Origin of the sequence: Streptomyces piniterrae (assembly GCF_005048155.1) — a bacterium.
GTDB lineage: Bacteria > Actinomycetota > Actinomycetes > Streptomycetales > Streptomycetaceae > Streptomyces > Streptomyces piniterrae.
On the sequence record NZ_SUMB01000008.1, the window covers coordinates 97,693 to 123,284 of the forward strand.

General features: G+C 70.0%; 23 protein-coding genes and 1 tRNA gene. 15 read left to right on the forward strand and 9 right to left on the reverse strand.

The annotated features are described in order from the left end of the window. The first annotated feature begins 120 nt into the window (after positions 1-120). Positions 121-1,803, forward strand: coding sequence for a phenylacetic acid degradation protein PaaN (gene paaN / locus FCH28_RS22775; RefSeq protein WP_136741967.1), 1,683 nt, complete (start codon positions 121-123; stop codon positions 1,801-1,803). 68 nt (positions 1,804-1,871) lie between these two features. On the opposite strand, the gene FCH28_RS22780 is transcribed toward paaN, so the two are convergent. The 3 genes from FCH28_RS22780 to FCH28_RS22790 form a co-directional block, all read right to left on the reverse strand. Further along, positions 1,872-2,543 carry a TrmH family RNA methyltransferase gene (locus FCH28_RS22780; RefSeq protein WP_136742206.1) on the reverse strand — a complete coding sequence of 224 codons (672 nt, stop codon included), beginning with the start codon at positions 2,541-2,543 and terminating at the stop codon, positions 1,872-1,874. A 77-nt stretch (positions 2,544-2,620) separates the two neighbouring features. Continuing rightward, positions 2,621-4,012 carry an HTTM domain-containing protein gene (locus tag FCH28_RS22785; RefSeq protein ID WP_136741968.1) on the reverse strand — a complete coding sequence of 464 codons (1,392 nt, stop codon included), beginning with the start codon at positions 4,010-4,012 and terminating at the stop codon, positions 2,621-2,623. Continuing rightward, entirely contained in the window at positions 4,009-4,680 is a 672-nt protein-coding gene (locus tag FCH28_RS22790; RefSeq protein WP_136741969.1) for a DUF5819 family protein, read from the reverse strand. Before FCH28_RS22790 ends, FCH28_RS22785 begins: the two co-directional genes overlap by 4 nt. A 167-nt stretch (positions 4,681-4,847) precedes the next feature. Between FCH28_RS22790 and paaA the strand changes: the two genes are divergently transcribed. The 6 genes from paaA (at position 4,848) to FCH28_RS22820 (ending at position 9,683) form a co-directional block, all read left to right on the forward strand. Continuing rightward, positions 4,848-5,798, forward strand: coding sequence for a 1,2-phenylacetyl-CoA epoxidase subunit PaaA (paaA, locus tag FCH28_RS22795; RefSeq protein WP_136741970.1), 951 nt, complete (start codon positions 4,848-4,850; stop codon positions 5,796-5,798). Next, positions 5,795-6,160 (forward strand): 1,2-phenylacetyl-CoA epoxidase subunit PaaB, encoded by a 366-nt coding sequence (gene paaB / locus FCH28_RS22800; RefSeq protein ID WP_136741971.1) that lies wholly within the window; start codon positions 5,795-5,797, stop codon positions 6,158-6,160. The genes paaA and paaB overlap by 4 nt, the downstream gene beginning before the upstream one ends. Then, a complete protein-coding gene (paaC, locus tag FCH28_RS22805) occupies positions 6,160-6,873 on the forward strand; it encodes a 1,2-phenylacetyl-CoA epoxidase subunit PaaC (RefSeq protein ID WP_136741972.1) in 714 nt (237 codons plus the stop codon). Before paaB ends, paaC begins: the two co-directional genes overlap by 1 nt. Continuing rightward, positions 6,867-7,364, forward strand: a complete 498-nt coding sequence (paaD, locus tag FCH28_RS22810) for a 1,2-phenylacetyl-CoA epoxidase subunit PaaD (RefSeq protein WP_136741973.1) — start codon at positions 6,867-6,869, stop codon at positions 7,362-7,364. The genes paaC and paaD overlap by 7 nt, the downstream gene beginning before the upstream one ends. Beyond that, positions 7,364-8,413: a 1,2-phenylacetyl-CoA epoxidase subunit PaaE gene (gene paaE, locus FCH28_RS22815; protein WP_136741974.1), complete on the forward strand. Its 1,050-nt coding sequence runs from the start codon at positions 7,364-7,366 to the stop codon at positions 8,411-8,413. Before paaD ends, paaE begins: the two co-directional genes overlap by 1 nt. 136 nt (positions 8,414-8,549) lie before the next feature. Then, positions 8,550-9,683 (forward strand): acyl-CoA dehydrogenase family protein, encoded by a 1,134-nt coding sequence (locus FCH28_RS22820; RefSeq protein ID WP_136741975.1) that lies wholly within the window; start codon positions 8,550-8,552, stop codon positions 9,681-9,683. Positions 9,684-9,794: 111 nt separating this feature from the next. On the opposite strand, the gene FCH28_RS22825 is transcribed toward FCH28_RS22820, so the two are convergent. From FCH28_RS22825 to FCH28_RS22840, 4 genes are all read right to left on the reverse strand, one after another. Then, positions 9,795-10,139, reverse strand: coding sequence for a rhodanese-like domain-containing protein (locus FCH28_RS22825; protein ID WP_169314223.1), 345 nt, complete (start codon positions 10,137-10,139; stop codon positions 9,795-9,797). Positions 10,140-10,149: 10 nt separating this feature from the next. Beyond that, the gene (locus FCH28_RS22830) at positions 10,150-11,220 is read right to left on the reverse strand and encodes a J domain-containing protein (RefSeq protein ID WP_169314224.1); all 1,071 of its coding nucleotides are present in this window, start codon (positions 11,218-11,220) and stop codon (positions 10,150-10,152) included. A 234-nt stretch (positions 11,221-11,454) separates the two neighbouring features. Next, positions 11,455-12,897 (reverse strand): DUF2252 domain-containing protein, encoded by a 1,443-nt coding sequence (locus FCH28_RS22835; protein WP_136741976.1) that lies wholly within the window; start codon positions 12,895-12,897, stop codon positions 11,455-11,457. Between the two features lie 300 nt (positions 12,898-13,197). After that, positions 13,198-14,379 (reverse strand): ABC transporter permease, encoded by a 1,182-nt coding sequence (locus FCH28_RS22840; RefSeq protein ID WP_187363899.1) that lies wholly within the window; start codon positions 14,377-14,379, stop codon positions 13,198-13,200. Between the two features lie 404 nt (positions 14,380-14,783). On the opposite strand from FCH28_RS22840, the gene FCH28_RS22845 reads away from it, so the two are divergent. Next, the gene (locus FCH28_RS22845) at positions 14,784-15,218 is read left to right on the forward strand and encodes a MarR family winged helix-turn-helix transcriptional regulator (protein WP_136742210.1); all 435 of its coding nucleotides are present in this window, start codon (positions 14,784-14,786) and stop codon (positions 15,216-15,218) included. A gap of 72 nt (positions 15,219-15,290) precedes the next feature. On the opposite strand, the gene FCH28_RS22850 is transcribed toward FCH28_RS22845, so the two are convergent. Then, positions 15,291-15,653: a winged helix-turn-helix transcriptional regulator gene (locus FCH28_RS22850; RefSeq protein WP_136741977.1), complete on the reverse strand. Its 363-nt coding sequence runs from the start codon at positions 15,651-15,653 to the stop codon at positions 15,291-15,293. Positions 15,654-15,778: 125 nt separating this feature from the next. Here FCH28_RS22850 and FCH28_RS22855 point away from each other — a divergent pair, with 125 nt between their 5' ends. Beyond that, positions 15,779-16,429: an FMN-dependent NADH-azoreductase gene (locus FCH28_RS22855; RefSeq protein WP_136741978.1), complete on the forward strand. Its 651-nt coding sequence runs from the start codon at positions 15,779-15,781 to the stop codon at positions 16,427-16,429. 416 nt (positions 16,430-16,845) lie between these two features. Here FCH28_RS22855 and FCH28_RS22860 read toward each other — a convergent pair. Next, a tRNA-Leu gene (locus tag FCH28_RS22860) sits at positions 16,846-16,929 on the reverse strand. A gap of 511 nt (positions 16,930-17,440) precedes the next feature. Between FCH28_RS22860 and FCH28_RS22865 the strand changes: the two genes are divergently transcribed. From FCH28_RS22865 to pknB, 6 genes are all read left to right on the forward strand, one after another. Then, a complete protein-coding gene (locus tag FCH28_RS22865) occupies positions 17,441-18,271 on the forward strand; it encodes an FHA domain-containing protein (RefSeq protein ID WP_136741979.1) in 831 nt (276 codons plus the stop codon). A 10-nt stretch (positions 18,272-18,281) separates the two neighbouring features. Beyond that, positions 18,282-18,809, forward strand: a complete 528-nt coding sequence (locus tag FCH28_RS22870; RefSeq protein ID WP_136741980.1) for an FHA domain-containing protein FhaB/FipA — start codon at positions 18,282-18,284, stop codon at positions 18,807-18,809. 120 nt (positions 18,810-18,929) lie between these two features. Continuing rightward, the gene (locus tag FCH28_RS22875) at positions 18,930-20,465 is read left to right on the forward strand and encodes a PP2C family protein-serine/threonine phosphatase (RefSeq protein WP_187363900.1); all 1,536 of its coding nucleotides are present in this window, start codon (positions 18,930-18,932) and stop codon (positions 20,463-20,465) included. A 23-nt stretch (positions 20,466-20,488) separates the two neighbouring features. After that, on the forward strand, positions 20,489-21,871 hold the full coding sequence (locus tag FCH28_RS22880; RefSeq protein WP_136741982.1) for an FtsW/RodA/SpoVE family cell cycle protein: 1,383 nt from the start codon (positions 20,489-20,491) through the stop codon (positions 21,869-21,871). Next, a complete protein-coding gene (locus tag FCH28_RS22885; protein WP_136741983.1) occupies positions 21,868-23,337 on the forward strand; it encodes a peptidoglycan D,D-transpeptidase FtsI family protein in 1,470 nt (489 codons plus the stop codon). The genes FCH28_RS22880 and FCH28_RS22885 overlap by 4 nt, the downstream gene beginning before the upstream one ends. 146 nt (positions 23,338-23,483) lie before the next feature. Then, on the forward strand, positions 23,484-25,499 hold the full coding sequence (gene pknB / locus FCH28_RS22895) for a Stk1 family PASTA domain-containing Ser/Thr kinase (protein ID WP_136741984.1): 2,016 nt from the start codon (positions 23,484-23,486) through the stop codon (positions 25,497-25,499). The last annotated feature ends 93 nt before the right edge of the window (positions 25,500-25,592 follow it).

A 25,592-nucleotide genomic window follows, 5' to 3' on the forward strand; every position in this document is an offset into this window, starting at 1 on the left:
CCGTTGCCCTGTCCGCTCCCAGCCCCCGGTCCATCTCATCCGTTCCCCCTCCCATCCGCTCCGTCTCATCCGCACCGCCCCATCCGCTTTCCGCCCGGCTCGACGAGGAGTTGGTCATCGATGGCCGCCGAAATGACCGCAGCGCAGTTGATCGAGAAGCACCGTCCCACCCTCGACCAGGCGCTGGAGACGATCCGCACCCGCGCGTACTGGTCCCCGCATCCGGAGCATCCGAAGGCGTACGGCGAGAACGCCGCGGCGGACGGCGTGGCCGCCTTCGAGGCGCTGCGCGGCAAGCGCTTCGAGATCGACCAGCCCGGCACGGACGACTGGGCGGGCGAGGAAGTCTCGCCGTACGGCCCCGAGTTGGGCATCAGCTATCCGCACCCGGACGTGGCGGTGCTGCTGCCCGCGATGCGCGCCGCGATCCCCGTATGGCGGGACGCGGGCCCGGAGGCGCGCGCCGCGGTGTGCCTGGAGATCCTCACGAGGATCAGCGCGCGCACCCACGAGTTCGCCCAGGCCGTGATGCACACCAGTGGGCAGGCCTTCATGATGGCGTTCCAGGCGGGCGGGCCGCACGCCCAGGACCGCGGCCTGGAGGCGGTGGCGTACGCGTACGCCGAGCAGGTCCGCACCCCCGAGCAGGCGCCGTGGTCCAAGCCGCAGGGCAAGCGCGACCCGCTGGAGCTGACCAAGTCCTTCACGGCCGTGCCGCGCGGCATCGCCCTGCTGATCGGCTGCAACACCTTCCCGACGTGGAACGGCTATCCCGGCCTGTTCGCCTCCCTGGCCACCGGCAATCCGGTGCTGGTCAAGCCGCATCCGCGGGCCGTGCTCCCGCTGGCGCTGACCGTCCGGGTGGCGCGCGAGGTGCTGGAGGAGGCCGGCTTCCCCGCCGATCTGGTGTGCCTGGCGGTGGACAAGCCGGGCGAGGGCCTCGCCAAGACGCTGGCCGTCCGTCCCGAGGTCCGCATCATCGACTACACCGGCTCGACCGCCTTCGGCGACTGGCTGGAGACACACGCCCGGCAGGCCCAGGTCTTCACGGAGAAGGCCGGCGTCAACACCGTCGTCATCGAATCGACGGACAACTACAAGGGGATGCTCAGCAACCTCGCCTTCTCGCTGTCGCTGTACAGCGGCCAGATGTGCACCACCCCGCAGAATCTGGTGATCCCGCGCGACGGCATCCGCACCGACGCCGGACCGAAGTCGTACGACGAGGTGGTCGCCGATCTCGCGGGCGCGGTGAGCGGGCTGCTGGGCGATGACGCGCGGGCCAACGCACTGCTCGGCGCCATCGTGAACCCGCAGGTCAAGGAGCGGATCGAGGCCGCTTCGGGGCTCGGTGAGGTGGCGCTGGCCTCCCGTGAGGTCGCCAACCCCGAGTTCCCCGGGGCCACGGTCCGTACACCGGTGATCGTCAAGGTGGACGGCGCCAAGCCGGACTCCGAGGCGGCGTATCTGTCGGAGTGCTTCGGTCCGGTGTCCTTCGCGGTGGCTGTCGACTCCGCGGCCGACGCGGTGGACCTGCTGCGGCGCACGGTCCGCGAGAAGGGCGCCATGACGGTCGGCGCGTACACCACCTCCGCCGAGGTGGAGCAGCTGGTCGAGGAGGCGTGCCTGGAGGAGTGCGCCCAGCTGTCGCTGAACCTGACCGGCGGGGTCTATGTGAACCAGACCGCGGCGTTCTCCGATTTCCACGGCTCCGGAGGCAACCCGGCGGCCAATGCGGTGCTGTGCGACGGCGCGTTCGTGGCCAACCGCTTCCGCACGGTCGAGGTGCGCCGGGAGGTGTGACGCGGTGGGGCTCACGGGCTCTCACGGACCCGCGAGCCCCCGTAGCGCCCGTTCGGCCTTGGTGCCCCTCAGGGCGCGCCCGGCGCCTCGATCCGGGCGTGGCGGGCGATCCAGGAGTGCATGGCGATGGCGGCCGCGGCGCCCGCGTTGATGGACCGGGTCGAGCCGAACTGCGCGATCGAGCAGACCAGGGAGGCGTGCCGGCGGGCCTCCTCGGTGAGCCCCGGCCCCTCCTGGCCGAAGAGCAGCACACAGCGGCGCGGCAGCTCGGTCGTCTCCAGGGGCACGGCGCCGGGGAGATTGTCGATCCCGATGATCGGCAGCTCCTCGGCGGCGGCCCAGGCGGTGAGGTCGGCGGTGTCGGGGTGGTGGCGCAGATGCTGGTAGCGGTCGGTCACCATCGCGCCGCGGCGGTTCCAGCGGCGCTGCCCGACGATATGGACCTCTTTGGCCAGGAACGCGTTGGCGGTCCGTACGACCGAGCCGATGTTGAAGTCATGGCCCCAGTTCTCGACGGCCACATGGAAGTCATGGCGCCGGGTGTCGAGGTCGGCGACGATCGCCTCGCGCGTCCAGTAGCGGTAGGCGTCGACGACATTGCGCCGGTCGCCGTGCGCGAGCAGCTCGGGGTCGTAGCGGTCGTCCTGCGGCCACGGCTCCGGATGCGGACCGACGCCGATCTTGGGGCCGTAGCCCTCGTCGTACTGGGCCGGCTCGGCGGCCGCCCGCTGCTCGACCACAAAGGCGGCGCCGCCGGGCACGGTCTGCTCGCCGCCCGGGGCGGTCCTCTCGCCGCCCAGGGCGGTCTTCTCGCTGCTCACCCCACGAGCGTATGGCCACCGCCGCCGGTTTGCGTACGGGCCTCCGGCTCGCCGCCCTCGGGAGGGCCCGCCGGGCCGGGGTCGCCGGCGCCGCCGACCAGCCGCTTGCGGAGGCCGGAAATCCGTGCGGAGAGCCAGGTCAGGAAGTTCGTCGGCAGGAAGACCGCGTCCGCCGCGATCATCGCGAGCGAGAAGAACGGCAGCCCCAGCAGGAACGCGATCGAGAGGTGCTCGCAGATCATCACGACCAGCAGCACGTTCTTCAGGCGCCGGTTGAATAGGGTGAAAGGGAAGGCCACCTGCACGATCACCGTCCCGTAGGTGATCAGCATGACCATCAGCCCGTTGCTGCCCAGCGCCTCGGACAGCGCCGGCCAGGGGGAGAAGTAGTCCAGGTGCATCGGGTAGAAGACGGCGGTGCCGTCCTGCCAGCGCGACCCCTGGATCTTGTACCAGCCGGCGGTGGCGTAGATCAGGCAGACCTCGACCATGATCACCAGCAGGGCGCCGTTGTGGGCCAGCTTGGCGAGCGTGTCCAGGACGATCCGCGGCTCCCCCGGTGCGTACCGCTGCACCGCCCACCACAGGCCGTGCGTCGCCCACAGGCCCCAGAACACCAGGCTCCAGCCGATGTGCGGGAACGGGCCGTGCTCGAACCAGGTGAGACCGTAGGGGCCGAGCAGCTGGGCCACGGCCAGGGCCAGGCCCAGCACGCTCCACAGGACGATGCCGACCAGGTCCCGGCCGAGGGCCGGCGCCTCGTCCGTGGCACCGGAGGCCGCCCGCTTCGCGCGGCGCGCGTCCAGTGACCAGACCTGCCCGCACCGGGTCAGCACGAGATACAGCGCCATCAGGTGGATGACGTTGTCACCGCCGTCCCCGATGAAGACGCTGCGGTTCTGCAGCGAGAGCACGCCGATCATGAAGAGCACCGACATGGTGCGGGTGCGCCAGCCGAGCATCAGCAGCGCGCTGGACACGATGGCCAGCAGGTAGACGAGCTCGAACCAGCCGCTGCTGTTCGCCCAGGGCAGCACGGAGAAGGCGTGGTTGGCGTCGAGGAGCTGGCGGGCCATGTCCAGGCTCCACGGGCTGTCCGGCCCGTAGAGGACATGGCGGTTGGGCCATTCCCGCACCAGGAACAGCAGCCAGGTCGTGGCGAAGCCGATCCGTATGACGGCGGTCTGGTACGGAGCCATCGCCCGGCCGGTGACCCGCGCGAAGCCGCGGCCTATGGCCCGCTCGATGCGGGTCTCTTCGTACGGGGCATGACGGTTCTCGTCCGGCCGGCCGGACGAGGGTGCCTCGGAAGGCGACTGAGAGGATGCCTGGGACGGCTGCGTCTGCTGGGACGCTTCCGCCGGCTGCTGCGGCGTCGGTGAAGTCACTGGTTGGTCGCCCCCTTGGGCAGGTCGTCTGCGGTGACCTGCCACCAGGGCAGCACGCGGTACACGGGCTTGACGCTGATCTTCTCGGAGCTCCACGGCGGCGGGCTGACGGGCGTCGTCATCGAGCGGACCTGGATCCGCTCGACCCGGCCGCCGTCCGCGGTCCACTCACCGTCCAGCCGGAGCATCATGATGCGCTTGATGTAGCGCTCGGACAGCTCGCCGCGCAGCCCCGTGGCCTGGTTCTGCGCGTTGTGGGAGTTGACGAGGAACTCCCAGCCGCGGCGCAGCTGGTTCTGCTGGGTGTGGCTGGGCATCGGGTTGTGCCGGATGTCCTGGCCGTCGCGGGCGGTCACGTCGGTCCAGCCGGTGGTCCGGGTGGTGCCGTCCTCGGTACGCAGCTGCGCGCGGGCCTGCACCGCGATGTTCTGCTGGAGGGGATTGGGCGCGAACAGCTTCCAGTTCTGCTCGTACTCGGGATAGACGTAGTCGCTGATCAGGCTGCCCTGCTGCTTGCTGAGCGTGTTCGACGGCGCGACGTGCAGAAACATCATCGCCAGATGCATCGCGACGACTACGGCGACGGCGCAGGCCGCCACGCCTATGACGATCCGCGAGGGTAGCGACAGCGCGGCCAAAGGCCGCGTTTCGTCCCCGTATGACTGCATTCCCGCCCCGTTCCCAGAATCCACTCGGATGACTCCGCCACGGAACGGTACCTATGCGGCACCACCCGGCACACCCTCCCCCGAGTTATCCACAGGGTTGACACCGCAGGTCCGCCCACTCACCATTGAACCGAACGATCGGTCGGTAGGGAGCGAGGGGGCACCACATGACGACGATCGCGCCGGAAGACACGGCTCTGGAAGCCGTCTTCGACGCCACCGTGGCCGCGGACGAGCGCATCGAACCGCGGGACTGGATGCCGGACGCCTACCGCTCCTCGCTGGTGCGGCAGATAGCGCAGCACGCCCACTCCGAGATCATCGGCATGCAGCCGGAAGCCAACTGGATCACCCGAGCGCCGTCACTGCGCCGCAAAGCGATCCTGATGGCCAAGGTCCAGGACGAGGCGGGTCACGGCCTGTACCTCTACAGCGCCGCAGAAACCCTCGGCACCAGCCGCGACGAACTCCTCGACAAGCTGCACTCCGGCCGCCAGAAGTACTCGTCGATCTTCAACTACCCGACCCTGACCTGGGCCGACGTCGGCGCCATCGGCTGGCTCGTGGACGGCGCGGCGATCACCAACCAGGTCCCGCTGTGCCGGTGCTCCTACGGCCCGTACGCCCGCGCCATGGTCCGGGTCTGCAAGGAGGAGTCCTTCCACCAGCGCCAGGGATACGAACTCCTGCTGACGCTCAGCCGCGGCACCGAAGCGCAGCACGCCATGGCGCAGGACGCGGTGGACCGCTGGTGGTGGCCGTCGCTGATGATGTTCGGCCCGCCCGACGACGAATCGGCGCACTCCGCCCAGTCCATGGCCTGGAAGATCAAGCGGCACTCCAACGACGAACTGCGGCAGCGCTTCGTGGACATCTGCGTCCCCCAGGCCGAAGCGCTCGGCCTCACGCTCCCCGACCCCGATCTGACCTGGAACGAGGAGCGGGGCCACTGGGACTTCGGGCCGATCGACTGGGCCGAGTTCCGCGAAGTGCTCAAGGGCAACGGCCCCTGCAACGAAGAGCGGATCACCCGCCGTCGGCGGGCTCACGAAGACGGCGCCTGGGTGCGCGAAGCGGCCGCCGCACACGCGGCCAAGCAGCGGGAGGCGACCCGATGACCACCTCACGACCGGCCGGGAACACCACCGGGACAACCTCGGGGACGACCCCCGAGACCACCCCGGGGACGACCGCGCGGCCCACCGAATGGCCGCTGTGGGAGGTGTTCGTCCGCAGCCGCCGCGGCCTGTCGCACTCCCACGCCGGCAGCCTGCACGCACCGGACGCCGAGATGGCGCTGCGCAACGCCCGCGATCTGTACACCCGCCGCTCCGAGGGCGTCTCGATATGGGTGGTGCCCTCCGCCCAGATCACCGCCTCCTCCCCGGACGAGAAGGACGCCTTCTTCGAGCCGGCCGGCGACAAGCCCTACCGCCACCCGACCTTCTACGAAATCCCGGACGGGGTGCATCACCTTTGATGAACGCCACGGTCACCCCGGCCCTGCCCCTCGGGGACGACGCCCTGATCCTCTCCCACCGCCTGGGCGAGTGGGCCGGGCATGCGCCCGTCCTGGAGGAAGAGGTCGCACTCGCCAACATCGCGCTGGATTTGCTCGGCCAGGCCCGCATCCTGCTCTCCATGGCCGGCGACGAGGACGAACTGGCCTATCTGCGCGAGGAGCGGCAGTTCCGCAACCTCCAGCTCGTGGAACAGCCCAACGGCGACTTCGCGCACACCATCGCCCGCCAGCTCTACTTCTCCACCTACCAGGAGCTGCTGTTCAACCAACTCGCCGCAGACGAGAGCGAGTTGACCCCACTGGCCGCAAAAGCCGTCAAGGAGGTCGCCTACCACCGCGACCACGCCGAACAGTGGACGCTGCGCCTGGGCGACGGCACCGACGAGAGCCATGCCCGGATGCAGCGCGCACTGGACGCCCTGTGGCGCTTCACCGGCGAGCTGTTCGAGCCGGTGGCGGGGCTGGACGTGCCCTGGTCCGCACTGCGCAGCGACTGGACCGCGAGCATCACCACCATCCTGGACCGCGCCACCCTCACCGTCCCCGAAGGCCCCCAGCACAGCGCATGGACCGCGGGCGCAGGGCGCCAGGGACTGCACACCGAACCGTTCGGGCGGATGCTCGCCGAAATGCAGCACCTCCACCGCAGCCACCCGGGAGCGACATGGTGACCACCACCGCCCTCGAAGAGGAACTGCGCGCGCTGGCCGGCTCCGTTCCCGACCCCGAGCTGCCCGTGCTCACCCTCGCCGAGCTCGGCGTACTCCGCGACCTGCGGGTGACCGCCCCCGACCGCGTGGAAGTGCGGCTCACCCCCACCTACACCGGCTGCCCCGCCATCGAGGCCATGTCCGCCGACATCGAGCGCGTACTCCACGACCACGGCATAGCCGAAGTCGAGGTCCAAACGGTCCTCAGCCCACCCTGGACCACCGACGCGATCACCGCCGAGGGCCGCCGGAAGCTGGCCGAATTCGGGATAGCGCCACCGCGCCCCACAGGCCCGGCGAGCGGACCCGTGGCCGTCGACCTCGCGATCCGCTGCCCGAACTGCGGATCGACCGACACCACCCTGCTGAGCCGGTTCTCCTCCACGGCATGCAAGGCACTGCGCCGCTGTGAGTCCTGCCGCGAACCCTTCGACCACTTCAAGGAGTTGTGATGTTCCACCCGCTCCAGGTCCGCGAAGTCGAACGGCTCACGGACGACGCGGTGGCCGTCACCTTCGACGTGCCGCCCGAGCTGCGCGCGGCCTTCCGCTACTCCCCCGGGCAGCACATCGCACTCCGCAGAACGGTCGACGGCCAGGAGATCCGCCGGACCTACTCCATCTGCACCCCGGCAACCGACGAGCCGGTGCTGAAGGTGGGCATCCGCCTGGTCGAGGACGGCGCATTCTCGACGTACGCACTCAAGGAACTGGCGGTCGGCCACACCGTGGACGTCATGGCCCCGGCCGGACGATTCACCCTGGAACCACGCCCCGGCCACTTCGTCGGCATCGTCGGCGGCAGCGGAATCACCCCCGTACTCTCCATCGCCGCCACCCTGCTCGCCCGGCAGCCGGACGCCCGCTTCTGCCTCATACGCAGCGACCGCACCACCGCCTCGACGATGTTCCTCGAGGAAGTCGCCGACCTCAAAGACCGCTATCCACAGCGCTTCCAGCTCCTCCACGCCCTCTCCCGCGAAGAACAGCAGGCCGGCCTGCCATCCGGCCGGCTCGACGAAGAACGACTGCGATCGCTGCTGCCCGCGCTGCTCACGGTCGAGTCGGTGGACGGCTGGTACCTGTGCGGCCCGTTCGGCCTGGTCCAGGGCGCCGAACGTGCACTACGCGCCCTTAAGGTGCCGCGCTCCCGCATCCACGAAGAGATCTTCCACATCGACAACGGCGCCGCCGGGCCACCGGTCCCCGCCGCCTCCGCACCCGCCCACAGCACCGTGACCGCGACCCTCCACGGACGCTCCGGCAACTCGCCCGTCCACGACGGCGAATCGCTGCTGGACGCCGTGCTGCGCAACCGCGCGGACGCTCCGTACGCCTGCAAGGGCGGCGTCTGCGGCACCTGCCGGGCGTTCCTGGTCTCGGGCGAGATACGCATGGACCGCAACTTCGCGCTGGAGGCCGACGAGGTCGACACCGGATATGTGCTGGCCTGCCAGTCGCACCCGCTCACCGAGAAGGTCGAGCTGGACTTCGACCGCTGACCCGGCACCCGGGCGCGACACCCGCACGGCCTCACCGGGCTCACCGGGTTCCCCCGGCGCCCCCATTCCCAATTCCTGCAACCTGTTCTACCTTGACGCTTCGTCAGATCGACGCGCCGCGCGGGAGGACAGACCAGTGGACTTCACCTTCACCGAGGAGCAGCAGGCCGCCGTCGAAGCAGCCCGAGCCGTCTTCTCGGGCGTCACCCCCGACAGCGTGCCCAGCCCAGCGCTCACCCCCGGAGCCGTCGCCGACGACTTCGACCGCCCCCTGTGGCGCAAGCTCGCCGACGCCGACCTGCTGAGCCTGTTGATCGCCCCCGAACACGGCGGCGCGGGCCTGGACCCCATCGCACTCTGCCTTGTGCTGCGCGAATCCGCCAAGGTACTGGCGCGCATCCCACTCCTGGAGACCAGCGCCGCCGCACTCACCATCCAGCGCCACGCGACCAACGCACTACGAGCCGACGTACTGCCCAGCATCGCCACCGGCGACCTCACCGTGACCGTCGCCTCCTGCGGCCGCACCGGACACGACCCGGCCGAACTCGCCGTGACCGCCCGACAGCAAGGCACCGACTGGATCCTCGACGGCACCCAGACCGCCGTTCCCTGGGCCCAGACCGCCGACCGGATCCTGCTCCCCGCCCACACCCCCGACGGCCACGCCGTCCTCGCCCTCGTCCCCCGCACCCACCCCGGCATCACACTCGACGACCAGATCTCCACCAGCGGAGAACGCCACGCCGAGGTCAGGCTGGACGCCGTACGCCTCAATGCCCGGGAAACGATCACCGCCCCCAGCGCCTGGGAGCTCCTGCGCAACCTCCTCACCACGGGCACCTGCGCACTCGCCCTGGGCCTCGGCGACCGCGTCCTCGCCATGACCAGCGACTACACCAGCAAACGCGAACAGTTCGGCTTCCCCGTGGCCACCTTCCAAGCCGTCGCCGTCCAGACCGCCGACCGCTTCATCGACCTGCGCGCCATGGAAGCCACGCTCTGGCAGGCCGCCTGGCGCATCACCACCGACGCCGCCGGCCCGCTACCGCCCGCGGGAGATATCGCGGTCGCCAAGATCTGGGCCTCCGAGGGCGTACGCCGCGTCGTACAGACCGCCCAGCACCTGCACGGCGGCTTCGGCGCCGACACCGACTACCCCCTGCACCGCTACCACGCCTGGGCCAAACAACTCGAACTCTCCCTCGGCCCGGCCGCCGCACACGAAGAGGCCCTGGGGGACCTGCTGGCGGCCCATCCACTGGGGTGAGCGGCCGGGGCTGGAATCCGGGCCCCGGCGCGGGGCTGAGGGCGAGGGTGGGGGTGGGGGTGAGGCTGAGGGCGAGGGCTGGCGAGTCCTGGATCCAGCTGACCCGCCGACCTAGACGACCGTCCCCGAGCCGCCCTTGCCGTCCGACACGGGACGGCCGGCCGCCTCCCACGCCTGCATACCGCCGGCGACGTTCACCGCGTCGACGCCCTGCTGGATCAGATACTGCGCCACCTGCGCCGACCGGCCGCCGACCCGGCACAGCACATACACCTTGCCGTCAGCGGGCGCCGCCTCGGTCAACTCCCCGTAACGGGCGACGAATTCGCTCATCGGGATGTGCAGCGCACCCTCGGCGTGCCCCGCCTCCCACTCGTCGTCCTCCCGCACGTCGAGGAGGAAGTCCTCGGACGTCAGAGCGTCGACACCGACCGTGGGCACAGAACCAAATTGCATGACTCCGACGCTACCCGACCAGCTGCGCGAGATAGGCCTCGCGTTCCGCCACATCCGCGAGCAGCTTCTCGGCGATCTCGTCGAGAAGCCCGTCCGGGTCCTGCGGCGCCATCTTGATCATCGCGCCGATGGCGCTGCCCTCCAGCTCGGCCGCGACCGCCGCCAGCAGCTCCTTGCGCTCGGCCAGCCACTCCAGCCGGGCATAGAGCTCCTCGCTCTCCGTGAGCCGCGCCTCGGCAGGCGCGGGACCGGCCGCCCACTCCCGGGTCAGCTCCCGCAGCGCGGCCTCGTCGCCCTGGGCGTAGGCCATATTGACCCGCGCGATGAACGCGTCGCGCCGCGCCCGCTCCGCGTCGTCCCGCGCCAGGTCAGGGTGGGCCTGGCGCACCAGGTCGCGGTAGACCTTGCGGGCCTCCTCACTGGGCCGCACCTTCTGCGGCGGGCGCACCGGCTGCTCGGTGAGCATGGCCTGCGCCTCCGGGAACAGCCCCTCCGACCCGATCCAGCCGTGGAACAGCTCCTCCACATCCGGCATCGGGAGCACCGAGGCCCGCGCCTCCTTGGCCTTACGAATGTCGTCGGGTTCCCCGGTACGCGCCGCGACGGCCTCGGCGATCTGCGCGTCCAGCTCATCCAGCCGCGCGTACATCGGGCCCAGCCGCTGGTGGTGCAGACGGGAGAAGTTCTCCACCTCCACCCGGAAGGTCTCCACCGCGATCTCAAACTCGATCAGCGCCTGCTCGGCCGCGAGCACGGCCGTCGCCAGCCGACGGGTCGCCGCATCCTGCGCCGCCTGGTCCCCCGCCCCGGCGGCAGTGTGGTCGTCCGCCGTGGGCTCGGCAGCGTGGTCGGCCGATGCGTCCTGAGCGTGCGGCTGACCCTCCTGGGTGCCTTCTTGGCTGCCGTCGTGGCTGGCGCCCGGATGATCCTGGCCGCCGAGCGGGCCTTCCTGCCCGCCGACCGGGCTCTCCTGGCCGCCGCTGGCGTCCGGTGCCTGCGGGTCGACCGGGGCGTCCGGCGTGCCCGGGGCGTCCGGTCGGTCCTGGCCGTCCTGCGGGTTCTCCGCGCGCGAGTTCGTCACCCGGTCAGCGTACGACCCATACGGGCCCCGCTCTCGCCAACCACTCCGCCCCTGGGGGCCCTCCCCCCCCCCGCCCCCTCCCCACCACCCGCCACACCCACTCACGCCCACACCCCGCCCCCACCCACACGCACCCACGCACCCGGCCCGCGCCCCCACAGCCGCCCAGGCCAGCGCCAGGCGGCCAGGCCAGCCCAGGCGGCCAGACGCCGCCAGACCGGCGGCCAGACGCCGTCAGACCCCCATCTCCGCCGCTATCCGGCCGCTCTTCACCGCTGCGACCAGCACCGCATGATCTGCTTCCGTGCGGTCCGCGTACGCGACGGCGAACTCGGCCATTGCCTCGTCCAGCTCCTCCCCCTTGCCGCAGTAGCCAGCCACGATCCTCGGGTCGGCGCTGTGTGCGTGTGCCCGCGCCAGGAGCGCACCAGTCATCCGTGCGTAGTCGTCCATCTGGTCACCGGACAGCTCGGTGGGGTCCACGCTGCCCTTGCGGTTCCTGAACTGGCGAACCTGGAACGGCAGCCCCTCCCGGCGGCCGTTCGCCGCGCCTATGCCGCGCGCGCCGCGCGCCGCGACGTCCTGCACGGTTGTCCAGCCCAGCAGCATGTCGCTGACAACCTGCATCCGCCGCTGCCCCAGCACCACCCGGCGCCCCTCGTGCGCCACCGACGGCAACTCGAAGCCGGCCTTCTCCACAAACGGCGCCAGCACCGAGCCCCGCGCCTCCTTCACCTGCAGCACCAGCGGCTCGCCCCGGTGGTCCAGCAGCAGCACCACGTACGAGCGCAGGCCCACGCTGCCCGTCCCGACCACCCGGAAGGCCACATCGTGCACGGCGTACCTGGCCAGCAGGGGCAGCCGGTCCTCCGGGAGCGTGTCCAGGTAGTCGGCGAGTGACGCAGCCACGGCCGCCGCCTCCTCGTCCGGCACCTGCCGCAGCACCGGCGGCGCGTCCACGAACCGGCGGCCGCCCTCCGAAGTCCGCTCGGTCGCCTTGGCCGCGAACCGGGCGCTGGTGTTCTTGCGCGCCTTGGCTGCGACCCGCTCCAGCGTCCCCAGCAGATCCCGGGCGTCGGTGTGCGAGACCAGTTCCTCGTCCGCGATCGCGTTCCATGCCTCGGTCACCGGCAGCTTCGCCAGCAGCCGCATCGTGCGCCGGTACGCCCCCGCTGCATCCTGCGCCGCATTGCGGCACTGGTCCTCACCGACGCCCGCCTCCCGGCCTGCCAGCACCAGCGATGTCACCAGTCGCTTCACGTCCCACTCCCACGGGCCGTGCAGCGTCTCGTCGAAGTCGTTCAGATCTATGACCAGGCCGCCGCGTGCGTCCCCGTAAAGACCGAAGTTGGCGGCGTGGGCGTCTCCGCAGATCTGCGCGCCGATACCGGTCACCGGGCTGGCCACCAGGTCGTACGCCATCAGGCCCGCGGATCCGCGGAGGAAGGCGAAGGGGCTGGCGGCCATCCGTCCGACCCGTATCGGCGTCAGCTCCGGCAGCCGGCCCGCGTTGGACTCCTCTACCGCGGCGACCGCGTCCGGCCGCCCGGCCGTGATCTCCAGCGCGGCCTGCTCGCTCCGGGAGACCCGCTCCCGCAGCGCCCGTCCCACGCCCTTGGGCGACGGCCCCTCCACATCCGCTTGCGCGAACCCCGGTACGTACGGCACACGCGACATCGCGGGCCACCTCCCCCTTCACGACCTGCACTTGTCCGGCCAGTCGGCCGACTTCGACTCGACTGCGACGACGTTACCGACCGCCTCCGCCATCCGTCACAGCCTGTGGACAACTCCCCGCGGGGGATACCGGGAGGAGCATGGAGGAAGGGCCGAGGAGAGGGGAGAGGAGGGGGAGAAGAAGGAAGAAGTGGGAGGTGGGTGGCGGGGAGGAGGCCCTCTGTCCACAGGCTTCCTCACCCGCACGCCACTCGCACGCCACGCACACGGCCAACCTCGCCTCCTCGCCACCGCCCCCGTCTACACCCCCACCGCCTCCTCCATTTCCTGCTCCGCCGCCTGCTCCGCCTCCGCCTCCGACGCTTCGTACCGCCGCTTCCGCTTCGTCTCCGGCTCGGGCACCGTCGCCGCCACCGCGGCCGCCGCCACCGCCGCGGCGTTGGCCGCCGCGTTCGCTTCGGCGGTACGTCGCCGCCGCTCGGCCAGCGCCGCGACGCCGACCATCAGCAGGCCCGCGACCAGCCACAACGCCAGCGTCCAGACATGCCCGGCCAGGCCGTAATCGTCGAAGTAGACGTGGCTGCGGGTGCCTTCCACAAAGCCCGCGCCGTTCCAGAAGGAGTGCAGCGCCGCGAAGAAGCCGTTCTGCAGCTCGGGGCGGAAAATCCCCCCGGAGGACGTGAAGTTGAGCATCACGAACAGCGCCATCACGCCGAGCGTGGTCCAACGCTTGAGGAAGGTGTGCAGGCCGGTGCCGATCAGGAGGATGCCGGCGGAGTACAGCCAGGCCATGCCCCACAGGCCCCACAGCCCGTTGTCCACAAGGTGGAAGACCGGCCCGGCGAAGAGCGTCCCGATGATGCCGACCACGAAGGAGGTGCCGGTGGCGAGCACCGCGCGCAACCAGAGCGGCAGCACGGCGCCGGCCCCGCCGATCACCGCGACCGAGGCGTACGAGCCGATGCTGATCGCGACCAGCAGGAAGAAGATGCCCTGCCCGGTCGGGTCGTCCTCGACGGGTGGCGCCGCATCGGTGACCTTCAGCGGGAAGCCCTGCTTCGCTGCGATCGGTGTGAAGACCTTCTGCACGACGGACGCGCTGGTGTCGGACCCGGCGGTCGCCACGATCAGTTCGGGCGCCGACGGGGCACTCGGCTCGGCATCCGGAGACGCGCCCCTGGTCTCACCGTCCCTGTTCCCACCGTGGCCCGGGCCCTTCACCTGCGCCGGGTTCATGACGTAAGCACCGAAGATCTTCTGCTGTTTGAGCTGGTCCACCGCCTCGGACCGGTCGGCGACGGTCCGTACCTCCAGGTCGCCGCCCGCCTTGTCATTGATCGACTGAGCGAGCAGCTGCGCGCTCTGGCCCGATCCGACGACCGCGACGGGCAGGTCGTGCGGCGCGGGGTGGGCGAACGCTCCCAGGTAGGCCAGGCCCATGCCGACGCACATCAGCAGCGGGGTGATCAGGTGCGTCAGCACGTGGCCCAGCCCGGAGGAGCGGGCGGATCGGTGCGCAGCCGAGTGCGTGCCCTGATGCGTGCCCTGATGCGCGCCGTGATGCGCGCCCAAGCGGTCGCCGGGATGCGAAGCATTCGGCCCGTTTCGCTCGTCGTACCGACGATCTCTTCCCGGGTTTCCTGCGTGGTCTCTTCGGGGGTCGCTTCGGTGGTCGGGACGGACCGGACTCATGGGGCAGTCCTTCTCAGCTGGTCGGCTCGGCTGTCGCCAGGGAGTGATGGGCGGTGCTGACGGGGCCCAGGACGTCCAGTGCATCCAGTGCATCGACGACGCCCACACCCAGCCACCCACCCCTCCCCACAGTTGGCAATTACAACTCTCAAACTGCGTTGTACTATACAACTACTTTGACGAAAGGCAACCCCGTGCCCCACCGCGACGACTCCGTCGAGACCATCCACCAGGAGCTCACCGCGTTCGCCCGGCGCGCCCGCGCCACCGCCGCCCGTATGCATCCCGAGCTGTCGCTGGTCTCCTACACCCTGCTCGCACACCTCGATGACCAGCAGGGATGCCGCGCAACGGACCTCGCGGCGCACTACTGCCTGGACAAGTCCACGGTGAGCCGGCAGATCGCCGCCCTGGAGAAGCTCGGCTTCGTCGAGCGCCGCGTCGACCCGGACGATCACCGCGTCCAGGTGCTGCACCCCACCGAGAAGGGCGCCCAGACGCTCGCCAATGTCACCGCGAGCCGCCGACAGGCCTTCCAGGAGCGGCTGGCCGACTGGGACGAGGCCGACCTCGACCGTTTCGCTTCCTACCTGGCGCGCTACAACGCCACCCAGGAGAGCCGCGACTGACGCGACGCCCCCAGCACGCCCGCGCCCCCGAGTCCGCAACCACGCCGGGGCGAGCCGGCGCCCACCGGCCGGCTACTTCCGGAACCGCTCCGGGCACTGCCCGCCATCGGCGAGATACGTCTCGGCCCAGCGCCCCAGCTCCTTGAGCGAGGGCTCCATCGCCCGCCCCGCCTCCGAGAGGCGGTAGGAGACGCGCAGCGGCGGTCCCGCGTCCACCTCGCGTACGACCAGGCCGGTCGCCGCCAGCTCGGCGAGGCGGTCGGACAGCATGCGCTCACTGATCCCCGGGATCGCCCGCCGAAGATCGGCGAAGTGCACCGGCCCCGGCATCAGCGTGGCGACGATCAGGCCCGTCCAGCGCTTTCCGAACAGCTCGAAGACGCGCGTCATACCGCCGTCGACCTGCCTGCACACCGCCTCGCCATGATCCGCCATGAAGCCAGAGTACCGCCCTCGCGTTGGGGACTGCAAAAAAGTAAGTACCTGTGTTATTAATAGTGACGTACAGATTTCAACCAGCTGCCGGGCGCCCTCCGGCCGCGAACCGAAGGACGATCCCCATGGCCACGCTTCTGCACCTCGACTCCTCCGTCTCCCCCGAGGGCGGCTCCGCCTCCCGCTCGGTGACCGCGGCCTTCCGCAAGGCCTGGGAGGAGCAGCACCCCGACGGCACCGTCATCTACCGCGACCTGGCCGCCGACCCGCTGCCGCACCTCGACGGCGTCGCCGCCTCCGCCGGCTTCTCCGACCCCGCCACGCACACCCCCGAGCAGCAGGCCGCCTTCGCGCTGCGGGTCGAGCTCGCCGAGGAGGTCGAGCAGGCCGACGCGATCGTCATAGGCGCCCCGATGTACAACTTCACGATCCCCTCCACGCTCAAGGCGTGGCTCGACCAGGCGATCATCATGGGCCGCACGATCGGCCCCGAGCCGTCGGCCAAGGGCACGCCGGTCACCGTCGTCGCCAGCCGCGGCGGTTCGTACGCGCCGGGCACTCCCCGCGAGGGCTTCGAGTACGTCCAGACCTACCTTCAGGCCATCCTGGGCGAGGGTTTCGGCTTCGATGTCGACTTCATCGTCCCCGAGCTGACCATGGCCCCCGCCAACCCGGCGATGTCCGAGCTCATCCCGAAGTTTGAGGCCTCCCGCGACAAGGCCCACGAGGACGCGACGGCCAAGGCCAAGGCTCTCGCCGAGCGCCTCGCGGCCTGACGCCACATCACCCGCACCACCGGCGACGCCCGCATCACCCGCACCAGCCCGTTCGCACTCAAGGGGCACCGCGGCCACGATCCACGACCCGGTGCCCCACGTGACGGAGATCGCGGGCACAGCCCGGATATCCGGATATAAGGGCACAGCCCAGATGTAACGGCACGGCCCGGATGTGAGGGCACGGCCCGGATGTGAGGTAGCCCTCACCCCCCCGCAGGCAGATCCGCCGCCGGACCGGGCGCAGCGCGTCCCCAACTTCCCGACGTAGCCGGGGAGATCGCCGGAAACCCCAGCAGATCACGCCGAATCACCAAGCCGAAACGCCAAGCCGGAACGCCAAAAGGAAAAGGTCCCCACCGTCATCCGGTGAGGACCTTTTCTTCGTTACTCAGAAGCACCTGGGTGCTTCTCAGTGCGCGAGGGGGGAGTTGAACCCCCACGCCCTTTCGGGCACTGGAACCTGAATCCAGCGCGTCTGCCTATTCCGCCACCCGCGCATGGGTGTTGCCGATGGATTCTCTCACAGGATCCGGGCTGTTCCGTCCGGGTCTTGTGCGAGCGCCTGCCGACATCCAGAAGATTAGCACGGTGTCGAGGGTGCCTTCACACGCCTTTCCCCCGGTCCCCGCCCTGCGGCCAGCCCGGGACGGTGGGCGGCCGTGTGCCGGGGGTTCGCCAGGGGACCCCGGGAGGGTTCACACTCACGGTGTCCGCCACCGGGGGGCACGGGCCGCCGGTGACGGCATCGGGGCCCGGGGCCGGCCGGAAGGGCTCCGGCCCCCCGCCCGGTCGGAGAGGTGGGCGGTTGCGGGACACTGTCTCTGGGGCACATCTACGATCGCAGTGCACAAGCAGTGGGCAAGGAGAGGTCAGTACCGGGCAACCCTGTGAGGGGCGACACTCGTCCTCCAGGCGGGAAAGGGGAACCAGCCGATTTCCCGACGCGTGGATACGATCAGTAAGCAGTACCAGGCCGACCCCGACGAAGACTGAGGAAGGAGGTGCCCCGTGGGAGTACTGAAGCGTTTCGAGCAGCGTCTCGAAGGTCTCGTCAACGGCACCTTCGCCAAGGTGTTCAAGTCCGAGGTACAGCCCGTCGAGATCGCCGGCGCACTGCAGCGTGAGTGCGACAACAACGCGACCATCTGGAACCGCGACCGCACGGTCGTCCCCAACGACTTCATCGTCGAGCTGAGCGCCCCCGACTACGAGCGGCTCAGCCCGTACAGCGGGCAGCTCGGCGACGAGCTCTCCAGCATGGTCCGCGACTACGCCAAGCAGCAGCGCTACACCTTCATGGGCCCGATCAAGGTGCACCTGGAGAAGGCCGACGATCTGGACACCGGCCTGTACCGCGTCCGCAGCCGCACTCTCGCGTCCAGCACGTCCCAGGAGCAGCCGGGCCAGGCAGCCGCCGCGCGCGCCTCCATGGCACCCCGTGGCGGCCACGGCGGCGGCCACGTGGGCCCGCCCCCCATGCCCTCGTCCCCGCCCCCCGGCGCCGCACAGCCCGTACCCCGTGCCGCGCCGCCCGGTGCGGGGCCGCAGCCCTATGCGCAGACCAGGCGCTGGATCGAGATCAACGGCACCCGCCACCAGATCTCGCGCCCCACCCTCGTACTGGGCCGCAGCACCGACGCGGACGTACGGATCGACGATCCCGGTGTCTCGCGTCGGCACTGTGAGATCCGCGTCGGAACGCCCCCCACGATCCAGGATCTGGGCTCCACGAACGGCATCGTGGTGGACGGGCAGCACACCACTCGCGCTAATCTCCGCGACGGCTCACGAATCGTCGTGGGCAGTACCACCATCGTTTACCGGCAAGCCGAAGGGTGAAGCGGGGGCAATGTCAGAGCTGACCCTCACGGTCATGCGGTTGGGTTTCCTCGCCGTACTGTGGCTGTTCGTCATCGTGGCCGTCCAGGTCATCCGCAGCGATCTGTTCGGCACGCGCGTCACCCAGCGCGGTGCCGCCCGGCGCGGCGGGCAGGAACCGCGTGCGCAGCGCCAGGCCGCGCCGCCGCCGCAGCAGCAGCGCCGCCAGGACAGCGGCCGCGGCGGTAACCGCCAGCGTCGCGGAGCCCCCACCAAGCTGGTGGTTTCCGAAGGCACGCTGACCGGTACTACCGTCGCGCTCCAAGGCCAGACCATCTCCCTGGGCCGTGCGCACGACTCCACGATCGTGCTGGACGACGACTACGCGTCCAGCAGGCATGCCAGGATCTACCCGGACCGTGACGGCCAGTGGATCGTCGAGGACCTCGGTTCCACCAATGGCACGTATCTTGACCGGACCCGACTGACGACCCCGACACCGATTCCGCTGGGAGCCCCGATCCGCATCGGCAAGACCGTCATCGAGCTGCGGAAGTAGTACGACAATGAGCGAGCGGAGCGAGCGAGCCGCGGCGGTCCACTCGACGGACCCCAGCGCGCTCCCGACCGGAGGGTGGGCACCGTGCGGATGTACCCCGAGCCGACGGGTGAGGTGCGCATGAGCCTGTCACTGCGCTTCGCCGCCGGATCGCACAAGGGCATGATCCGGGAGGGCAACGAGGACTCCGGCTACGCCGGGCCCCGCCTCCTGGCCGTCGCGGACGGCATGGGCGGCCAGGCCGCCGGTGAGGTCGCCAGCTCGGAGGTGATCTCCAGCCTCGTCCAGCTCGACGACGATGTGCCCGGCTCCGACATCCTCACCTCCCTCGGCAGCGCCGTGCAGCGCGCCAATGAGCAGCTGCGGGTCATGGTCGAGGAGGACGCCCAGCTCGAAGGCATGGGCACCACGCTCACCGCCCTGCTGTGGACCGGCCAGCGGCTCGGCCTGGTGCACGTCGGCGACTCGCGCGCCTACCTGCTGCGGGACGGCGTGCTGACCCAGATCACACAGGACCACACCTGGGTGCAGCGGCTCGTCGACGAGGGCCGGATCACCGAGGAAGAGGCCACCACCCACCCGCAGCGTTCGCTGCTGATGCGGGCGCTGGGCAGCGGTGATCATGTCGAGCCGGATCTCTCGATCCGCGAGGTGCGGGCCGGCGACCGGTATCTGATCTGCTCGGACGGGCTGTCCGGCGTCGTCAGCCACCAGACGCTGGAAGAGACCCTCGCCAGCTACCACGGGCCGCACGAGACCATCCAGGAGCTGATCCAGCTCGCGCTGCGCGGCGGCGGACCGGACAACATCACCTGCATCGTCGCCGACGTCCTGGACGTGGACGGCAACGACACGTTGGCCGGCCAGCTCAACGACACCCCGGTCATCGTGGGTGCCGTCGCCGAGAACCAGAACCAGCTCAGCGACCCCAGCACGATGCAGACGCCGGCCGCCCGGGCCGCCGAGCTCGGCCGCCGGGACACCCCGCCGGCACCCCCCGGAGGCGCCTTCGGCCCGCCCGGAAGCGGCGGCCCTGACGTCGGCATGCCGCCGCAGGGCTCGTTCGGCGCGTTCATGGACGAGGACTTCGTCAAGCCGCGGCAGCGCGGGAAGTGGCTCAAGCGGTCGCTGATCATCGCCCTTGTGCTGGGCGTCGTCGGCGGTGGGCTGTACGCCGGCTACCAGTGGACGCAGACGCAGTACTACGTCGGTTCCAAGGACAATCACGTGGCGCTGTACCGGGGCCTCAGCCAGGACCTGGCGTGGATCTCGCTCAGCGACGTCGATGAGGACCACCCCGAGATCGAACTCAAGTACCTGCCGATGTACCAGCGCAACCAGGTCAAGGAGACGATCGCGGTCGACAGCCGCAGTCAGGCGAGCGAGAAGGTCACCGAGCTCAGCCGGCAGGCCCTCGCCTGCCGCAGCAAGGAGCAGCGGGAGGCCGCCGAGCGCGACGCCGCGCGGGAGAAGGGCGAGGGCCAGGCCGGCGGGACGACCGGCGGCAAGCCGGGCACGCCCAGCGGCAAGCCGTCCTCCTCCGCGACCGCCGGCACGCTCGCCGCGAGCCCGTCTCCCACTCCCACACCCACCGCCAGCCAGGCCCCCTCCGAGGAGCAGCAGAAGCTGGAAAAAAATTGCAGCACCCAGCAGTGAGGGCGTAGGGGGCCGGACATCTCATGAGCAGTACCACCAACACCACCACCGTCGGCACCATCGGGGCCCCGAGCCGCCGCAACACCGAGCTGGCGATGCTCGTCTTCGCGGTGCTGATCCCCGTGTTCGCGTACATCAACGTCGGCCTGGCGAAGGACCACTCCGTGCCCGCCGGCGTTCTCGGCTATGCGCTCGGCCTGGGCCTGCTGGCCGGCGTGGCGCACCTCGTCGTCCGCAAGTGGGCGCCGTACGCCGACCCGCTGATGCTGCCGATCGCCACCCTGCTCAACGGCATGGGGCTGGTCTTCATCTGGCGGCTCGACCAGGAGCCGTCGCTGGGCTCGGCGATGGCGCCCAACCAGCTGATGTGGTCGACGTTCGGCGTGGCGCTGTTCCTCGCCATCCTGATCTTCCTCAAGGACCACCGCGTCCTGCAGCGCTACACCTATATCTCCATGGTCGTGGCGCTGGTCCTGCTGATCGCGCCGGTGTTCTTCCCCGGCGTGAACGGCGCCAAGATCTGGATCACGATTCCCGGGCTCGGGTCGCTCCAGCCCGGGGAATTCGCGAAGATCATCATCGCGGTCTTCTTCGCCGGCTATCTGATGGTGAAGCGGGACGCGCTGGCGCTGGCCAGCCGCCGCTTCATGGGGCTCTACCTCCCGCGCGGCCGCGACCTCGGCCCGATCCTGGTCATCTGGGCACTGAGCCTGATGATCCTGGTCTTCGAGACCGACCTGGGCACCTCGCTGCTCTTCTTCGGCCTCTTCGTCGTGATGCTGTACGTCGCCACCGAGCGCACCAGCTGGATCGTCTTCGGTCTGCTGCTCAGCGCGGGCGGCGCAGTCGCGGTGGGCACCTTCGAGTCGCACGTCCAGACCCGTGTCCACAACTGGCTCAACCCGCTGGAGCTGCAGGGCGGCGGTGTCACCGAGACCGCCCAGGCGATGTACTCCTTCGGCTCCGGCGGCATCTTCGGCTCCGGCCTCGGCCAGGGCTACTCGCGTCTGATCCTCGGCATCGCGCCCAAGAGCGACTACATTCTCGCCACGGTCGGCGAGGAGATCGGCCTCGCCGGGCTGATGGGCATCCTGCTGCTGTACGGCCTGCTGATCGAGCGCGGTATCCGTACGGCGCTGGCCGCCCGCGACCCGTTCGGCAAGCTGCTGGCGGTCGGCCTGTCCGGCGCCTTCGCGCTGCAGGTCTTCGTCGTCGCCGGCGGTGTGACCGGCCTGATCCCGCTGACCGGTATGACGATGCCGTTCCTGGCCCAGGGCGGCTCGTCCGTGATCGCCAACTGGGCGCTCGTCGGGATCCTGCTGCGTATCAGCGACACCGCGCGGCGCCCGGCGCCGGCCCCCGCCCCGTCCACCGACGCCGAGATGACCCAGGTGGTCCGCCCGTGAACAAGCCCCTGCGCCGGGTCGCGATCTTCTGCGGCCTGCTGATCCTCGCTCTGCTCGTCCGCGTCAACTGGGTCCAGTTCGTCCAGGCCGACGAACTCAAGAACGACCCGCACAACCGCCGGGTCGCCATCGAGCGCTACAGCACGCCGCGCGGCAACATCATCGTCGACGGCAAGCCGGTCACCGGGTCCACGACGACCGACAGCGGCGACTTCAAGTACAAGCGGACGTACAAGAACGGCAAGATGTGGGCGCCGGTCACCGGCTACGCCTCGCAGGCCTTCGACGCCAACCAGCTGGAGAAGCTCAACGACGGGATCCTCTCCGGGACCGACGACAAGCTGTTCTTCAGCCGCACGGTCGACATGCTCACCGGCGACAAGCAAAAGGGCGGCAATGTCGTGACCACCCTCAACGCCAAGGCGCAGAAGGCGGCCTTCGAGGGGCTCGCCGACAAGAAGGGCGCGGTCGCCGCGATCAACCCGCAGACCGGCGCGATCCTGGCGCTGGCCAGCACCCCGTCGTACGACCCGTCCACCTTCGCCGGGATGAGCAACAAGGACTCCGAGGCGTACAACGCGCTGCAGAAGAAGAACAACCCCGATGAGCCGATGCTCAACCGGGCGCTGCGCCAGACCTACCCGCCCGGCTCCACCTTCAAGGTCGTGACGGCCGCGGCGGCGCTGGAGAACGGGCTCTACGACGACGTCGACGCCAAGACGGAGTCGCCGCTGCCCTACACGCTGCCCGACACCTCCGGCGTCGAGCTGAAGAACGAGGGCAACATCCCGTGCAAGGACGCCAGCCTGCGCGAGGCGCTGCGCTGGTCCTGCAACACGGTCTTCGGCAAGATCAGCGCCGATCTCGGCAACAAGAAGATGATGGACGAGGCGGAGAAGTTCGGGTTCAACAACCCGGAGATCGACACCCCGGTCCGGGCCTCGGAGAGCATCTTCCCCAAGGACAACCGGCCGCAGAACGCGATGGCCGGCATCGGGCAGGCGTCCAACCGGGCCACTCCGCTGCAGATGGCCATGGTCGCCTCGGCGGTCGCCAACGACGGCAAGCTGATGAAGCCGTACATGGTCGAGAAGCTGGAAGCGCCGAACCTCAACGTCGTCCAGCAGCACACTCCGCAGAAGATGAGCCAGCCGCTCACGCCGGAGAACGCCCAGAAGGTCCAGGACATCATGAAGACCGTGGTCCAGAAGGGCACGGGAACCAGGGCTCAGATCTCCGGCGTCGAAGTCGGTGGCAAGACCGGTACGGCGCAGCACGGCGAGAACAACAAGGACAACCCCTACGCCTGGTTCATCTCCTACGCGAAGACCGCCAACGGCAGCCCCGTCGCGGTCGCCGTCGTCATTGAGGGATCCGACACACTCCGCGACGACATCGCGGGTGGCGCGCTCGCCGCTCCCGTCGCGAAGAGCGTCATGGAAGCGGTACTCGAAGGCGAAAAATGAGCCGGGCCGTACCCATACCGGTCGGATATCAGGTTGCGGCAGCGGCCCGGCCCGGTACGGCGTGCCGGGTACGGTATGCCCGAACAGCACACCGCCGGACCACACACCGGTGCGGTCGGGACTGACGGAGAGGGCTGGAGAAGCTTATGGAAGAGCCGCGTCGCCTCGGCGGCCGGTACGAGCTGGGCTCGGTGCTCGGCCGCGGTGGCATGGCGGAGGTCTATCTCGCCCATGACACCCGCCTGGGCCGCACCGTAGCTGTGAAGACGCTCCGGGTGGACCTCGCCCGTGACCCGTCCTTCCAGGCCCGGTTCCGCCGTGAGGCCCAGTCGGCCGCCTCGCTGAACCATCCGTCGATCGTCGCGGTCTACGACACCGGCGAGGACTATGTCGACGGGGTCTCGATCCCGTACATCGTCATGGAGTACGTCGACGGCTCGACGCTGCGTGAGCTGCTGCACTCCGGGCGGAAGCTGCTGCCCGAGCGCTCCCTGGAGATGACCACCGGCGTCCTCCAGGCGCTGGAGTACTCGCACCGGGCCGGGATCGTGCACCGCGACATCAAGCCGGCGAACGTCATGCTGACGCGCAGCGGCCAGGTCAAGGTCATGGACTTCGGTATCGCCCGGGCGATGGGCGACTCCGGGATGACGATGACGCAGACCGCGGCGGTCATCGGCACGGCGCAGTACCTCTCGCCCGAGCAGGCCAAGGGCGAGCAGGTCGACGCCCGCTCCGACCTGTACTCCACCGGCTGTCTGCTCTACGAGCTGCTCACCGTGCGGCCGCCGTTCGTCGGTGACTCGCCGGTCGCGGTGGCGTATCAGCATGTCCGCGAGGAGCCGCAGAAGCCCAGCAACTTCGACCCCGAGATCACGCCCGAGATGGACGCCATCGTCCTGAAGGCGCTGGTCAAGGACCCGGACTACCGCTACCAGTCGGCGGACGAGATGCGCGCCGACATCGAGGCGGCGCTGGAGGGCCAGCCGGTCGCCGCCGCCTCCGCGATGGGCGCGGCCGGCTACGACCAGGACCAGCCGACCACGATGCTGCGTCCGCAGGACCCGGCGGGCCAGACCTCGATGCTGCCGCCGATGAACCCGGACGACGGGGGCTACGGCTACGACGACCGCCCCGACCGGCGCCGGGGCGGTGGCGGCCAGAAGAAGGGCCGCACCTCGACGATCCTGCTCGTGCTCGCGGGCATCCTCGTGCTGGTCGGCGCGATCTTCATCGGCAAGGCGATGTTCACCGGCGGGAGCGCCGCCGGCAAGGTGCCGGTGCCCAATCTCGTCGGCAGGGAGCTGAGGGACGCCAAGGAGCTGGGGAAGAACGGCGGCTTCAAGGTCACCGAGGGTGGCCGCCGGGCCTGCGACAACGTCAAGAAGGGCCAGGTCACCGAGCAAGACCCGGAGCCCAACACAGAGATCGACAAGGACGGCACCGTCACGGTCACGATGTGCACGGGCGCGGTGCGGGTCTCGGTTCCCAGCGTCACGGGCCTGTCCGAGGAGGACGCGCGTTCGGAGCTTGCGGCCAAGGGCTTCAAGAACATCGACACCAAGTTCGTGATCTCCGAGCGGGACCCGGGCACGGTGGCCGACCAGGACCCGAAGGCGAACAGCAAGAAGCCCAAGAACACCAAGATCACGCTGTCCATCGCCAAGGCGGAGAAGAAGACGCCGGTTCCGAACGTCGTCGGACAGGACTACAACGCGGCGAAGACCCAGCTGGAAGGCCTCGGCCTGACGGTGGAGAAGCAGGAGCAGGAAACCTCCGACCCGAACCAGGTCGGCAAGGTCATCTCGCAGAACCCGACGGCCCAGACCCCGGTCAAGGACGGCTCGACCGTCACGCTGACGGTCGGCAAGGCACCGGCTCAGTCGCCGGTTCCGAACGTCGTCGGCCAGACCGTGAAGGCCGCGAAGAAGATCCTGGAGGATGCCGGCTTCAAGAACATCCAGTTCGCGCCCGGCAGCCCGACGGACGACAACGCGCAGGTCGCGGCTCAGGACCCGCCGGCGGACACCCCGTCCGACCCCAGCACCACGACCGTGACGCTGACCACCGTCCCCGGTAACGGCGGTCCCGGCGGGAACGGCGGGAACGGCGGGAACGGCGGCGATGACGGCGGGTTCTTCGGCGGCCCCTGGGGGCACTAGCGGCCCGCTGTAGCGCCTGAGAGGCCCATGACGGAGCCCCGGCAGCCCTTGGAGGGCTTGCCGGGGCTCTGTCGCGTGTGGAGGCCTGTGGGG